11 protein-coding genes are annotated in these 13,212 nt (G+C 72.7%); 2 read left to right on the forward strand and 9 right to left on the reverse strand.

All coding sequences use genetic code 11. The features are described 5' to 3' along the window. The first annotated feature begins 117 nt into the window (after window positions 1-117). Window positions 118-786: an MIP/aquaporin family protein gene (locus HAV39_RS40080; RefSeq protein ID WP_191844314.1), complete on the forward strand. Its 669-nt coding sequence runs from the start codon at window positions 118-120 to the stop codon at window positions 784-786. An 83-nt stretch (window positions 787-869) separates the two neighbouring features. On the opposite strand, the gene gatA is transcribed toward HAV39_RS40080, so the two are convergent. The 7 genes from gatA to HAV39_RS40115 form a co-directional block, all read right to left on the reverse strand. Further along, entirely contained in the window at window positions 870-2,345 is a 1,476-nt protein-coding gene (gatA, locus tag HAV39_RS40085) for an Asp-tRNA(Asn)/Glu-tRNA(Gln) amidotransferase subunit GatA (protein ID WP_191844315.1), read from the reverse strand. A gap of 5 nt (window positions 2,346-2,350) precedes the next feature. After that, window positions 2,351-2,650 carry an Asp-tRNA(Asn)/Glu-tRNA(Gln) amidotransferase subunit GatC gene (gene gatC / locus HAV39_RS40090; RefSeq protein ID WP_191844316.1) on the reverse strand — a complete coding sequence of 100 codons (300 nt, stop codon included), beginning with the start codon at window positions 2,648-2,650 and terminating at the stop codon, window positions 2,351-2,353. Window positions 2,651-2,768: 118 nt separating this feature from the next. Next, window positions 2,769-4,814 carry a putative bifunctional diguanylate cyclase/phosphodiesterase gene (locus tag HAV39_RS40095; RefSeq protein WP_203736095.1) on the reverse strand — a complete coding sequence of 682 codons (2,046 nt, stop codon included), beginning with the start codon at window positions 4,812-4,814 and terminating at the stop codon, window positions 2,769-2,771. Between the two features lie 213 nt (window positions 4,815-5,027). Further along, window positions 5,028-5,978 carry a GNAT family N-acetyltransferase gene (locus HAV39_RS40100; RefSeq protein ID WP_203736094.1) on the reverse strand — a complete coding sequence of 317 codons (951 nt, stop codon included), beginning with the start codon at window positions 5,976-5,978 and terminating at the stop codon, window positions 5,028-5,030. Between the two features lie 24 nt (window positions 5,979-6,002). Continuing rightward, complete coding sequence (gene ligA / locus HAV39_RS40105) at window positions 6,003-8,144, reverse strand: NAD-dependent DNA ligase LigA (RefSeq protein ID WP_191844317.1); 2,142 nt, start codon at window positions 8,142-8,144, stop codon at window positions 6,003-6,005. 82 nt (window positions 8,145-8,226) lie between these two features. After that, window positions 8,227-9,231 carry an ADP-ribosylglycohydrolase family protein gene (locus HAV39_RS40110; protein WP_191844318.1) on the reverse strand — a complete coding sequence of 335 codons (1,005 nt, stop codon included), beginning with the start codon at window positions 9,229-9,231 and terminating at the stop codon, window positions 8,227-8,229. A gap of 70 nt (window positions 9,232-9,301) precedes the next feature. Next, the gene (locus tag HAV39_RS40115; protein WP_191844319.1) at window positions 9,302-10,000 is read right to left on the reverse strand and encodes an SDR family oxidoreductase; all 699 of its coding nucleotides are present in this window, start codon (window positions 9,998-10,000) and stop codon (window positions 9,302-9,304) included. 111 nt (window positions 10,001-10,111) lie between these two features. Here HAV39_RS40115 and HAV39_RS40120 point away from each other — a divergent pair, with 111 nt between their 5' ends. Further along, window positions 10,112-10,783: a winged helix-turn-helix transcriptional regulator gene (locus HAV39_RS40120; protein ID WP_191844320.1), complete on the forward strand. Its 672-nt coding sequence runs from the start codon at window positions 10,112-10,114 to the stop codon at window positions 10,781-10,783. A gap of 18 nt (window positions 10,784-10,801) precedes the next feature. Here HAV39_RS40120 and HAV39_RS40125 read toward each other — a convergent pair whose 3' ends face one another. Further along, window positions 10,802-11,842 carry a methionine synthase gene (locus HAV39_RS40125; RefSeq protein WP_191844321.1) on the reverse strand — a complete coding sequence of 347 codons (1,041 nt, stop codon included), beginning with the start codon at window positions 11,840-11,842 and terminating at the stop codon, window positions 10,802-10,804. Window positions 11,843-12,011: 169 nt separating this feature from the next. Further along, entirely contained in the window at window positions 12,012-13,091 is a 1,080-nt protein-coding gene (gene mnmA / locus HAV39_RS40130) for a tRNA 2-thiouridine(34) synthase MnmA (protein WP_191844322.1), read from the reverse strand. Window positions 13,092-13,212: the final 121 nt, after the last annotated feature.

Raw genomic sequence — 13,212 nt, forward strand, 5'->3', positions numbered from 1 at the left:
CTAGTGGCGCCTCCCGGCGGCCCGCCTGCAACGGCGGACCACCGAGGACGCCCACCAGCGGCCGGCCAGCCGGTTTCCGCGTCGCGTTCTTTCCCTCATCGATGCACAGGGAGGTGCATGATGGGTTCCGCAACGCTGTCCCGCCTCACCGCCGAGGCGCTCGGCACCGCAGTACTGGTCTTCTTCGGCGTCGGCGCGCTGATCGTCGGCGGCGGTCCGCTGCTGGCGGGCGCGGTCGGCCTGATGATCGCCGCGGCCGCCGCCGCGTGGATCTTCGGCGGCCACTTCAACCCCTGGCTCACCCTCGCCGCCGCGGTCCGCGGCAGCGTGGACTGGGTCGGCGGCGCTGCGATCATCGCCGCCCAGCTGGTCGGCGGTTTCGTCGGCGGCCTGCTCATGTGGCTGTGTTACGGCGAGAACGGCGTGGCCGCCGGGCTCGGCGCGAACCGCCTGTCCGAGGCCGCCAGCTCCGGCAAGGGCCTGATCGCGGCGATCGTCGCCGAGGCGCTGGCGGTGTTCGTCATCGCCTGCGTGATGTTCGCGGTCGGCGACGGCGAGCGCTCGGGCATCAGCCTCGGCCTGGCCTACGCCGGTGGCACCCTCGCGATCGCGGCAGTCACCAGCGCGTCGCTCAACTTCGCCCGCACCTTCGGGCCGGAACTGGCGCTGACCATCGCCGGCGGGGCCAGCGACTGGTCCGACATCTGGGTGTTCGCCGTCTCCGGCGCGCTCGGCGCGGTCCTCGCGGGCCTGCTCTACCCCCGGTTGAAGGGGGCCGCCTCCTGACCCCGGCTCATCCGCTCCTCAGGCGCTGAGACGACGGCGTCCCCCTCCCCGGACGGGGAGGGGGACGCCGTATCGCGTGACCGTCAGAGCGCGGGCGGGGTGAAGGTGCCCACCGTCGACTCGACCGCGGCGGCGATCCGGTACATCCGGTCGTCGGCCATGGTCGGCGCCATGACCTGCAGGCCCACCGGCAGCCCGTCGGACAGGCCGGCCGGCACCGAGATGCCGGGGCCGCCGTACAGGTTCGTCGGGATCGTGTACAGGTCCGCCAGGTACATCTGGTACGGGTCGGCGGTGCGCGCGCCCAGCTCGAACGCGGTGAACGGCGTGGTCGGCGAGACCAGCACGTCGACCTTCTCGAACGCGGACGTGAAGTCCTGCGTGATCAGCGTGCGCACCTTCTGCGCCTGGCCGTAGTAGGCGTCGTAGTAACCCGACGACAGCGCGTACGTGCCGATGATGATGCGGCGCTTGACCTCGTCGCCGAAGCCCGCCTCGCGGGTCAGCGACATGACCTCTTCCAGCGAGTTGCGGCCGTCGTCGCCGACCCGCAGGCCGAAGCGCACCGAGTCGAACCGGGCCAGGTTCGACGAGCACTCGCTCGGCGCGATCAGGTAGTACGCGGGCAGCGCGTACTGGAAGTGCGGGCAGGAGATCTCGACGACCTCGGCGCCCAGCTTGGTCAGCGCCTCCACGGTGTCGCGGAACACGGCCATCACGCCGGGCTCCGCGCCCTCGCCGGAGAACTCCTTGACCAGGCCGATCCGCACGCCGGTGAGGTCGCCCGTGGCGCCCTGGCGGGCGGCGGCGACGACGTCCGGCACGGGCAGCGGGATCGAGGTGGAGTCGCGCGGGTCGTGCCCGGCGATCACCTGGTGCAGCAGCGCCGTGTCCAGCACGGTGCGCGCGACCGGGCCGGGCGTGTCCAGCGACGAGGAGAACGCGATCAGGCCGTAGCGCGAGGTGCCGCCGTAGGTCGGCTTCGCGCCGACGGTGCCGGTGACCGCGCCGGGCTGGCGGATCGAGCCGCCGGTGTCGGTGCCGATGGCCAGCGGGGCCTCGTAACCGGCGACCGCCGCCGCCGAGCCGCCGCCGGAGCCGCCCGGGATGCGGGTCAGGTCCCACGGGTTGTACGTCGGGCCGTAGGCCGAGTACTCCGTGGAGGAGCCCATCGCGAACTCGTCCATGTTGGTCTTGCCGAGCATGACCATGCCCGCGTCGCGGATGCGGGTCATCACCGTCGCGTCGTACGGCGGCCGCCAGCCTTCGAGGATCTTCGAAGCGGCGGTGGTGGGGATGCCCTTGGTCGCGATGACGTCCTTGATCGCGATCGGCACGCCGGCCAGCGGGCCGAGCTGCTCCCCCGCGGCGCGCTTGGCGTCGACGGCCCGCGCGGCCTCGACCGCGCCCGCGTCGTCGACGTGCAGGAAGGCGTGCACCCGGCCGTCGACCTCGGCGATGCGGTCCAGGTGGGCGCGGGTGACCTCCTCCGCGGAGACGTCGCCGGCGGCGATCTTCGCACCCAGCTCGGCCGCGGTCAGCTTGATCAGATCACTCATCGGGGTCACTCCTCATCCGCAAGGATCTGGGGGACGCGGAACCGGTCCTCGGCGGCGTCCGGCGCGCCCGACAGCGCCTCTGCACGGGTCAGGCCGGGCACGACGACGTCCTCGCGCAGCACGTTGACCAGCGGCACCGAGTGCGACGTGGGCGGGATGTCATCCGCGGCGACCTCACCGACCCGCGCCACCGACTGCAGGATCACATCCAGCTGGCCGGCGAAGCGGTCCAGCTCCTGTTCGGTGACGGCGAGCCGCGACAGGCGCGCGAGATGCGCGACCTCTTCGCGGGAGATGGCGGCCATGACTGCCCCCTACACGTAGCGGCGAACTCGGACAGCGCGAAGGGTGGCACACGCTCCGCGCCCGTAGCGAGTCTATTTGTCACCGCAGGTGCGGTTCGCAGCGCCCCTGGCCCCGGGCTCAGACGCTGCGCGCGGGCAGGGTGGTGCGCGACAGCCAGTCGGCCAGCTCGTCGGGCGGCAGCGGGCGGGCGTAGAACCACCCCTGGGCCACCTCGCAGCCGGCGGACTGCAGCAGTCGCCAGGCCCGCTCGTCCTCGACGCCCTCGGCGACCACGCGGAGTCCGAGCGCCCCGGCCAGCTCGATGATCGACCGTACGATCACCAGGTCGTCCGGGTCGTCGGCCATGGCCATCACGAACGAGCGGTCGATCTTCACCTCGGACAGCGGCAGCCGGCGCAGGTGCTGCAGCGACGAGTACCCGGTGCCGAAGTCGTCCAGCGCGATGCCGACCCCGAGCAGCTGCAGCCGGGTCAGCGTGGCCAGCACCCGGTGCGGGTCGGCCATCAGCGCGCTCTCGGTGATCTCCAACTGCAGCCGGTACGGCGGGACGCCGTACCGCTGCAGCAGCTCCTCGATCTGCTCGACGATCGCGCCGGTGTGCAGGTCGCGCACGCTGACGTTGACGGCCATCCGCACCTGCATGCCCGACGCGGACCACTTGGCGAGCTGGATCACCGCCTCCTCGACCACCCATCGCGTCAGCAGCCGCATCACCGAGCTGGGCTCGGCCACCCGGATCAGCTCGTCCGGGCTGACCGGGCCGCGGGTCGGGTGCTGCCAGCGCAGCAGCGCCTCCACGCCGACCACCTCACCGGTCGAGATCTCGACCTGGGGCTGGTAGAACAGCCGCAGCCCGCCCCGGTCCGGCTGGCCGAGCATGGTGCGCAGGTCGGCGAGCAGGCTCAGCCGCTGCGGGGAGTTCTGGTCGGCGTCGGGGTCGTACACGGCGACACCGTCGCCGTCGTGCTTGGCCGTGTACATCGCGACGTCGGCGTGGCGCAGCAGGGTGGCGAAGTTGGTGCCGTGGTCGGGGTAGATGGCGATGCCGATCGAGCCGCCGACGTCGAGCGGCAGCCCGTCCAGCACGACCGGGGCGGTCAGCGCCTGCTCGATCTGCTCGGCCAGCTCTCGTGCCTGGTCGGGGCTGTCGAGGCGCTTCGCCACGACGGCGAACTCGTCCCCGCCGAGCCGGGCGACCAGGTCGCCGGGGCGCACCAGCCGGTCCAGCCGGTCGCCGACCGCGATCAGCAGCCGGTCCCCCACCTCGTGCCCGAGCGAGTCGTTGACGTGCTTGAACCGGTCCAGGTCGAGCAGCAGCAGGCCGAAGCGGCTGCGCGGGTCGCCCTGCACGGCGCGCTGGGCGTGGCCGGCGACCGCGGCGGACACCTCGCCGATCAGCGCCTTGCGGTTGGCCAGGCCGGTGAGGGTGTCGATGTTGGCCAGGTGGTTCTGCTCGGCGGTGATGATGGACAGTCGTCGCACCGCCAGCAGCGGCAGTATCAGCGCCAGCACCAGTTCCGGCGCGACCTCGGTCTGCGCGGCGATGACCGGGCCCAGCATGAGCAGCGCGCCGGTGCTCAGCGCCTCGTTGGCCAGCGGGCCCATGATGATCGGCAGCAACGAGCCGCCGTCGCGCAGCCAGATCGCCGTCGCCGTGGTCAGGTATTTCACCGCGAACCACGCGGCGGCCGAGGCGGCCAGCGCGGGCAGTCCGGCCGGGGCGTCGCCGCTGAGCAGGTGCAGCACCGCGTACGCGAACCCGAAGGCCAGCGTGTACTGGCCGAGGTTGAACACGGCCCGCCACAGCGCGTGCCGCAGCCGCAGTGAGGCGACCGCCACCGCCAGGCCCTGCACCACCACGGCGGCCGCGAGACCGGAGTCGATCATTATGGCGAACGTGAAGCAGATCGACGGATAGATCGCCGACGTGTTCCATCGGCCGGGCAGTGTCACCGGCAGGGCGTCGCCCGCGACGGCGAGCCCGGCCAGCACCCAGAAACCGAGGGGGGCATGTTCCAGGACACTCGGCAGCTGGGTGAAATCACGCAGAGTGATGGCAGCCGCTGCCACGGTGATGGCGATGACGTACACACCGAAATTCCGCCGCCGCTCCGCGGGCACACGATTGCGATGTGCCTGCAGTGCTTGGGGTGTGGCCGCCATGGACACCTTCCCGAGGCCGATTGACGCGCGACGGCGCCGCCCGCCGATCGCGGCTGGTCACTTCACTCTAAGCCCGAAAACGCCCCAGACCACTCTGCGCGTTCGCGTGTGACGAAGATGTGATTGTTTGACCCTTTCCTCCGTTACTCCACGTAAGACCCATGCGACCTTGCGTATATCTCCATCCGCCACTACCCCGATGTCGGGGCGGCGCTACTGGAGCACCACGCGGATCGCGGTGTTGCGGTAGCCGGCCCGGGCGAACGCCGCGGCCATCGGCCGGTTGCCGAGGTCGGTGTCGGCCCCGATCTCCTGCGCGCCCTGCTCCGCGAGCAGCGCCGTCGCCTCGGCCAGCAGGTCGTCGGCGTAACCGCGGCCGCGCCGCGCGGGCACCACGGCGAGGTAGCCGATCACCGCGCGGGCGGGGTTGCGGGCCGGCACGACCAGGCCGACCAGGTCCCCGTCCGGCGTGTACGCGGCCCGCCACCACTCCCGTGGCGACGGCAGGTCGGCCAGGTCGGTGAGCATGATGCGAGCGGCCTCGGCGAGGCCGTGCCGGGCGGCGTCGCGGGCGCTGTGGCCGTCGAGCGTGCCCTCGATCGAGGCCCGGATGACCGCGAGCGCCTGCTCGTCGCCGACCTCGCGGAACACCAGCCGGGTCGAGCGCGCCGGCACCCGGTCCGCGGGGGTCCAGGTGTAGTTGAACCGCTCGATGAACGGCTCGTACCCGGCGGCGGCCGCGACGGCCAGCCGGTCCTCGGCGGCCTCCCGGACACCCTCGGTGTCGCGCCAGCCCGGCGGCAGGAACAGGTGGTATTCGGGACGCGCGCCCTCGGCGGTGCGCATCTCGCGCAGCGCCGTGGCGAGCAGCGCCGCGGCGATCTCCCGGCAGTCGGGCCCGGCCCCCGGCTCCAGCCAGTCGAGGCTGTAGGGGCTCGCCGACTCCGGGAAACCCCAGAAGGCGCAGCGCGCGACGGTGTGCCCGGCGCGGCGGGCCACCCAGCTCCACTCCGGACGGTACTGGCCGTCGGCGAGCAGGTCGGACCAGACCCGGCGGGACTCCACGCCCACGCCGGGCACCGGCGGCTGCGGGTAGGCGAGGAACAGGTGCTCCTCGCCGGCCCGCAGCGAGCGGAATTCGAGATCGTTCAGCTTCGTCGTCATCGGTGCCGACGCTAGATCATCCGTCTACCCGTTTTCGCGGTTCGCCTCGGCGTACGCCTTCGCGGCCTCCGGGCCCTGCGCCAGCAGCACGGCGAAGCCCGGCTCGTCGAGGGTCGGCACGCCCAGCGAGCGGGCCTTGTCCAGCTTGGACCCGGCATTCTCGCCGACCACCACGAAGTTGGTCTTCTTCGACACCGAGCCGGCCACCTTCGCCCCGAGCGCGGTCAGCGCCTCGCCCGCCTCGTCGCGGCTGTGGCCCTCCAGCGTGCCGGTGACGACCACGGTCAAGCCGTCCAGCGGCTTCGGGCCGGTGTCGGCGACCGGTTCCTGGTCCATGCGCACACCCGCGGCCCGCCACTTCTCGACGACCTCGCGGTGCCAGTCCTCGGCGAACCACTCCCGCACCGCCTCGGCGATGGTGCCGCCGACGTCCTCGACCACCGACATCTGCTCCAGCGACGCGCCGGCGATCGCCTCCACGGCGTTGAAGTGGTCGGCCAGCGCACGGGCCGCGGTCGGGCCGACGTGCCGGATGGACAGCGAGGTCAGCACCCGCCACAGCTGCTGCTGCTTGGCCCGCTCCAGGTTGGCCAGCAGCTTGCCCGCGTTGGTGGACAGCGTGCCGTCCTTCTTCAGGAAGAACGGCGACTTGGCCAGCTGCGCCTCGTCAAGGCCGAACAGGTCGCCCTCGTTGCTGACGATCCCGCCCTCGACCAGCGCGATCGCGGCCTTCTCGCCCATGCCCTCGACGTCCAGGCCGTCCCGGCCGCCGATGTAGATGATGCGCTCGATCACCTGCTTGCGGCAGTGGCGCGAGTTGGGGCAGCGGAGGTCGACATCGGCCTCCTTGGACGGGGCCAGCTTCGTGCCGCAGGACGGGCACTTGCCCGGCATCTGCCAGACGACCTCGCTGCCGTCGCGCAGCGCCTCGACGGGGCCGAGCACCTCGGGGATCACGTCGCCCGCGCGGCGGATGACGACGGTGTCGCCGATGCGCACGCCCTTGCGGGCCACCTCCTGCTGGTTGTGCAGGGTGGCGCTGGCGACCGTCACGCCGCCGACGAACACCGGCTCCAGCACCGCGTACGGCGTGACGCGGCCGGTGCGGCCCACGTTCACCTCGATGTCGAGGAGCTTGGTGTTGACCTCCTCCGGCGGGTACTTGAACGCGATCGCCCAGCGCGGTGCGCGGCTGGTCGCGCCGAGCTTGGTCTGCTCGGCGACGTCGTCGACCTTGACCACCACGCCGTCGATGTCGTGTTCGAGGTCGTGCCGGTGCGCGGCGTAGTTGGCGATGTAGGCCTTCACCTCGTCGAGCGAGTCGACCACCCGCCAGCGCTCGCTGGTCGGCAGGCCCCACGCCTTGAGCTGCGCGTACGCGTCGGACTGGCTGGTCGGCTCGAAGCCGCTGCGGGCGCCGATGCCGTGCACGATGAGGTGCAGGGCGCGCTTGGCGGTGATCGCCGGGTCCTTCTGCCGCAGCGAGCCGGAGGCGGCGTTGCGCGGGTTGACGTAGGTGCGCTCGCCCGCCGCGGTCTGCGCCGCGTTGAGGTCGGCGAACGCCTGCGCCGGGAAGTAGATCTCGCCGCGGACCTCCACCAGGTCCGGCGGGTTGTCCCCGGCCAGCTTGTGCGGGATGCCCGCGATGCGGCGCACGTTGGCGGTGACGTCCTCGCCGGTGCGCCCGTCGCCGCGGGTCGCGCCGCGGGTCAGCCGGCCCTTCTCGTACGTGAGGTTGACCGCGAGACCGTCGATCTTCAGCTCGCACAGGTAGCGCACCGGCGCCCCCGCGTCCTTCTCGACCCGCACCGCCCAGGCGGCGAGCTGGTCGTCGTTGAAGGCGTTGTCGAGGCTGAGCATGCGCTCGGCGTGATCGACGCTGGCGAAGCCGGCCCACTCGCCGGCCCCCACCCGCTGCGTCGGCGAGTCCTGCGAGACCAGCTCGGGAAACTCCAGCTCCAGCGCCTCGAGCTCGTGCATCAGCTCGTCGTAGGCCGCATCCGACAGCGTCGGCGCGTCGTCGACGTAGTAGCGGTGCTGCGCGTCATTGATCTTGGCCACGAGCTCGGCGTACCGCGTCCGGACCTTGTCGGTTACCTCACTGGTCACCCGTGCACGGTATCCGCCCCCACCGACACCGCGGACCGCGCCCTGCGGACCGCCCATGATCTGTTTTTGTGGACGCTGGACGTCGCCCCAGCAGCACCGGGCGTCCACAAAACAGATCATGATGACGCCGCGTCGAAGGTCAGTCCCAGGCCGCGCCGAGCGTCGTGAGCTGGTCGGCGTACTCGATGCGCGCGGCCCAGCCGGCCGGCCAGGCCGCCATCCCTGCGGCGGCACCGTGGAACGCGCCCGCCAGGCAGGCGATCGAGTCGGAGTCGCCGTTGGTGGCCGCCGCCCGGCCGAGCGCGGCGACCGGGTCGTCGGCGTGGCGCAGCGCCGCCAGCAGCGCCGTGGCCAGCGCCTGCTCCGCGATCCAGCCCTCGCCGGTCTCCAGGCAGACGTCACCGCCGGAGTCCGGCCGGGCCAGCGCCGCCAGCAGCAGGTCCAGCGCATCCGCGCACTCGTCCCAGCCCCGCGCGACGAACTCCTCCGGGGCCGGCACGCCCGGTCGCTGCCACAGGTCGCCCAGCCAGTCCTCGCGGTAGACGGTGCGCTGGTCAGCGCAGCGGTCGCGCAGCGCGGCAGGCACCTCGGCCAGGTCGAGGCCGTCGCGCAGCAGGCGCACCGCGAGCGCGGTCAGCTCGGCGGCGGCCAGGCCGGTCGGGTGCCCGTGGGTCAGCCCCGCCTGCAGCTGCGCCACCCCGGCCAGGGTGTCCAGGTCGTATCCGGCGATCAGGCCAACCGGGGTGACCCGCATGTTGGCCCCGCAGCCCTTCGACCCGGCCACCGTCGCCTCCTGCCAGCGCTGCCCTCGCGACAGGTTCGCGCAGGCGTTCAGGCAGGTCATCCCGGGGGCGCGGTTGTTGTCCGGGCTCTTCGCCCAGGCCAGGAAGCGCTCGCGCAGCAGCGGTTCGAGCACCGCCGGGGTCGGCCGGGCGGCGTCGCGCAGCGCCCAGGCGACCGCGAGCGCCATCTGCGTGTCGTCCGTGACCAGCGCGGGTTCGGGCAACTCCCGCGGCCCGCCCGGACCATGCTGCGCCGTTATCTCGGCGTACTTGCGGAACTCGGTCGGCTTGCCCAGCGCGTCGCCGTACGCCAACCCGAAGAGCGACCCGCTGGCCGCGTCCATGACCGTCACCCGGGGCATCCTGCCACCCGGACGCCACCCGCCGGGCGGGCCGGGCGGCCGCCGGAGCGGCCACCCGGGGCCCCATGGCTCAGGCGATGGCCGGGTACAGGTTGCGCAGGTCGCCGGAGAGGCCGGACTTGACCTGGCGGCTGACGTCGTCGGCGAGCACCTCGGGCAGCCCCTCCTCCACGCCGTCGAGGACCTGCGCCACCACGTGCTCGGGGGCGACCTTCGGACCGTCGACGTGCGCGGCCATGTCGGTGTCGATGTAGCCGATGTGCACCCCGGTGACCAGGGTGCCCTGGTCGTGCAGTGCCAGGCGCAGGGCGTTGGTGGCCGCCCAGGCGGCGGACTTCGACGCCGAGTAGCCCGCGGTGGTGGGCAGCGAGAACCAGGACAGCGCCGAGAGCACGTTGACGATCGCGCCGCCGCCGTTGGCGGCCAGGATCGGCGCGAACTCGCGGGCCACCCGTACCGTGCCGAAGTAGTTGGTGTCCATCTCCCGGCGCAGCGCCTCGTCGCCGTCGAGGATGCCCGCCCCGGTCGCGATGCCGGCGTTGTTGATCAGCAGTTGCACGTCGCCGGCCTGCTTCGCGGCGGCCGCCACCGAAGCGGGGTCGGTGACGTCGAGCTGGAGCGGGACGACCCGCGGGTCGGTGATCGACGCGGCGACACGCGCCGTCGCGTACACCTTCGACGCGCCGCGAGCCAGCAGCTCCTCGGTGAACGCCTTGCCGAGGCCGCGGTTGGCGCCGGTCACGAGTGCCACAGAACCGTTGATCTTCATGCTTGCCTCCTGGTGGAACTGGTTTCACCAGCGACACTATATGAAAAGTATAGTGCTCGCCTTGAGATACGAATCATATAGCTGCCGCCATGCGAAAGGTATCCTTGAACCATGCCCAAGCGTTTGTACGGCCAGCTGTGCCCGATCGCGCGCTCGCTCGACGTGCTCGGTGAGAGATGGACCCTTCTCATCGTGCGCGAGCTGCTGCTCGGGCCGAGGCGGTTCAAGGAACTCCTGACGCTGCTGCCCGCGATGGGCACCAACCGCCTGGCCGAGCGCCTCCAGCTGCTGGAGCGCAGCGGAGTCGTGGTCCGGCGCGCACTGCCGGCCGCCTCCGACGTGCGCGCCTATGAACTGACCGCATACGGCGAGCGCCTGCGCCCGCTGCTGATCGAGCTAGCCACCTGGGGCAACGAGCTGCCGGTCGACGACGAGATCGACCCCGGCACCGCCCGCGCCGAGCTGATCGCGCTCTACCTCGCCGAACGGTGCCCGGCCGACGCCGGTCGCGGGCACGAGACCTACCGGTTCCACGTCGGCGACGAGGTCTTCCACGTCACCGCCGACGACACCGGCGTGCACGCCCGGTCCGGGCCCGGTCCGGTCCCCGCCAACCTCGTGGTGACCTGCGACCTGGCCACCTTCGACGCGCTGACCCGTGGCGAGCTCGACCCCGCCGAGGCCGGCGCGTCCGGCGCGCTCACCGCCGACGGCGACACCGGCGCGCTCGCCCGCGCCTTCGCGATCCTGCGCTACCGGACCCCGGCAGCCACCGCGGCCTGAGCCCGATCAGCGGCGGTCTTACTGCTCCACCAGTCGCCTGCCCGCTTCGCGGCAGGCTTTCAGCACGGCCTGGGCGTACGCGGGCGTCGCTCCGGCCAGCCCGCACGACGGCGTCATCACCACCCGCTGTGCCAGCAGTTCGTAGGGGAACCCGAGGTCACGCCACAGCCGCTTGACGCGGTCGGCCAGCGCCCCGGCGTCGGGCTGCCGCCCGCTCGCCGGGGGCGTCGTGCGTGCCACGCCCGCGAACAGGCCCACCCCGGCGTCGATCAGCTCGCCGATCGCGTCGAGCTTCTCCGCGCCGGTGCCGACCAGCTCCAGGTCCAGCGCGAGCGCGGACGCCCCGGCGTCACGCAGCAGCGACAGGGGCGCGTCGGGTGCGCAGCAGTGCACGATCACCGGCACGCCGGCCGCCTCGACCACCGAGGTGAGCGTGTCCCGGACCGTCGACGGGGCCACCGAGCGGTAGGTGTGCAGGGTGCTGGCGGTGCGCACCCGCCCGGCCAGCACCGCGGGCAGCGACGGCTCGTCGAGCTGGAGCAGCACCTTCGCCCCCGGCACCCGCCGCCGCACATCCGCGACGTGCGTCTTGAGTCCTTCGGCGAGCGATGCGGCCAGGTCACGGGTCGCGCCGTGGTCGGAAACCAGCGCCTCGCCCAGGGCCAGCTCGATGTTGGCGGCCAGCGTCCACGGCCCGGCCGACTGCACCTTCAGCGTCCCGGTGAAGCCCTCGGCCTGCTCGGTGAGCTGGTCGAGGTCGCGCTCACGCAGGTCGTACGCCCGGCGGAGCTCCCGGCCCGGACTCGCGGCGACCCGCCACCGGCCCGCGTAGATCTCCACCGGCAGCTCGACCAGCAGCCCGGCGCTGCGGCCGATCATGTCCGCGCCGGGGCCGCGCCCCGGCAGTTCCGGCAGGTAGGGCAGGTCCGGCAGCTCGCCGAGGGTGAACTTGACCGCCTCGGCGATGTCCGTGCCCGGCAGCGAGCCGATGCCCGTCGCCGACCCGGCGGGCCACAGCGGCTCGGCGGGGGTGGTGCCGTTCTCGTCCGGCGTGCTCATGGTGTGGCCTCGTTCTGCTGGCGGGGACGACCCGGTGCGGCCACTGCGCGGCGCGCAGGCGGCGAGGTGGGCGGCACGCACGTCGCTCGGACGTGGCGATCCGCGGTGGAGGCGGCGCGACGGGCACCGTGCCGACGGGTCGGCAGGACGCGGCCGGGACCGCGCGCGGTCATGACGCGGTGGTGATGGTGGCGCTGCCCAGCACGATGTCACCGGCCGGGTCCGGCCGGTAGGCGACAACGGCCTGGCCTGCGGCGATCCCGCGCTCGGGCCGGCGCAGGCGGGCGCTCATCGCGGATCCGGCCAGCTCGACGACGGCGGGCGCGGGCCGGCCGTGCGCCCGCAGCTGCACTTCGCACTCGATCGGGCCGACCGGCGGCTCGCCCGCGATCCAGACCGTACGCGCGCCGTCGACCTGCGAGACCTCCAGCGCCTCGGCCGGACCGACGGTGACCGTGTTGGTGACCGGCGTGATCGACAGGACGTAGCGCGGGCGGCCGTCCGGCGCGGGCCGGCCCAGCGCCAGCCCCTTGCGCTGGCCCACCGTGTACGCGAACGCGCCGTCGTGCCTGCCCAGCACCTCGCCGGTGCCGGCGTCGACGATGTCGCCGGGCTCGCTGCCCAGGTGCTTGCGCAGGAAGCCCTGCGTGTCGCCGTCGGCGATGAAGCAGATGTCGTGCGAGTCGGGCTTGTCGGCGACGGCCAGGCCACGGGCGTGCGCCTCGGCGCGCACCTGCTCCTTGGTCGAGTCGCCCAGCGGGAACATCGAGTGCCCGAGCTGCTCCCGGTTCAGCACCGCCAGCACGTAGGACTGGTCCTTGGCGAGGTCGACACTGCGGCGCAGCAGCCCGTCGGCGCCCAGCCGCGCGTGGTGGCCGGTGACCACCGCGTCGAAGCCCAGCGCCAGCGCCCGGTCCAGCACCGCCGCAAACTTGATCTTCTCGTTGCAGCGCAGGCACGGGTTCGGGGTGCGGCCCGCCGCGTACTCCGCGACGAAGTCCTCGATCACGTCCTCGTGGAAGCGCTCGGCCATGTCCCACACGTAGAACGGGATCCCGAGCACGTCCGCCGCCCGCCGCGCGTCGTGCGCGTCCTCCTTGGTGCAGCACCCCCGCGCCCCGGTCCGGTGCGTCGCCGCGTTTTTCGACAGCGCCAGATGCACCCCGGTGACGTCGTGCCCGGCCGCCACGGCCCGGGCAGCCGCCACCGCCGAATCCACTCCACCAGACATCGCCGCCAGCACTCGCACGCCCGACAGCCTACCCGTCACCCCGCGGTGCACCCGACGCCGATTCAGTGATCACGGTCCCAGGGTGGTGACACACCGCCGAACACGTCCACAAGTTCATGATCAACGCGGTGGGGGGGTG

The sequence above is a fragment of the Catellatospora chokoriensis genome (assembly GCF_011297315.1).
Lineage (GTDB): Bacteria > Actinomycetota > Actinomycetes > Mycobacteriales > Micromonosporaceae > Catellatospora > Catellatospora citrea.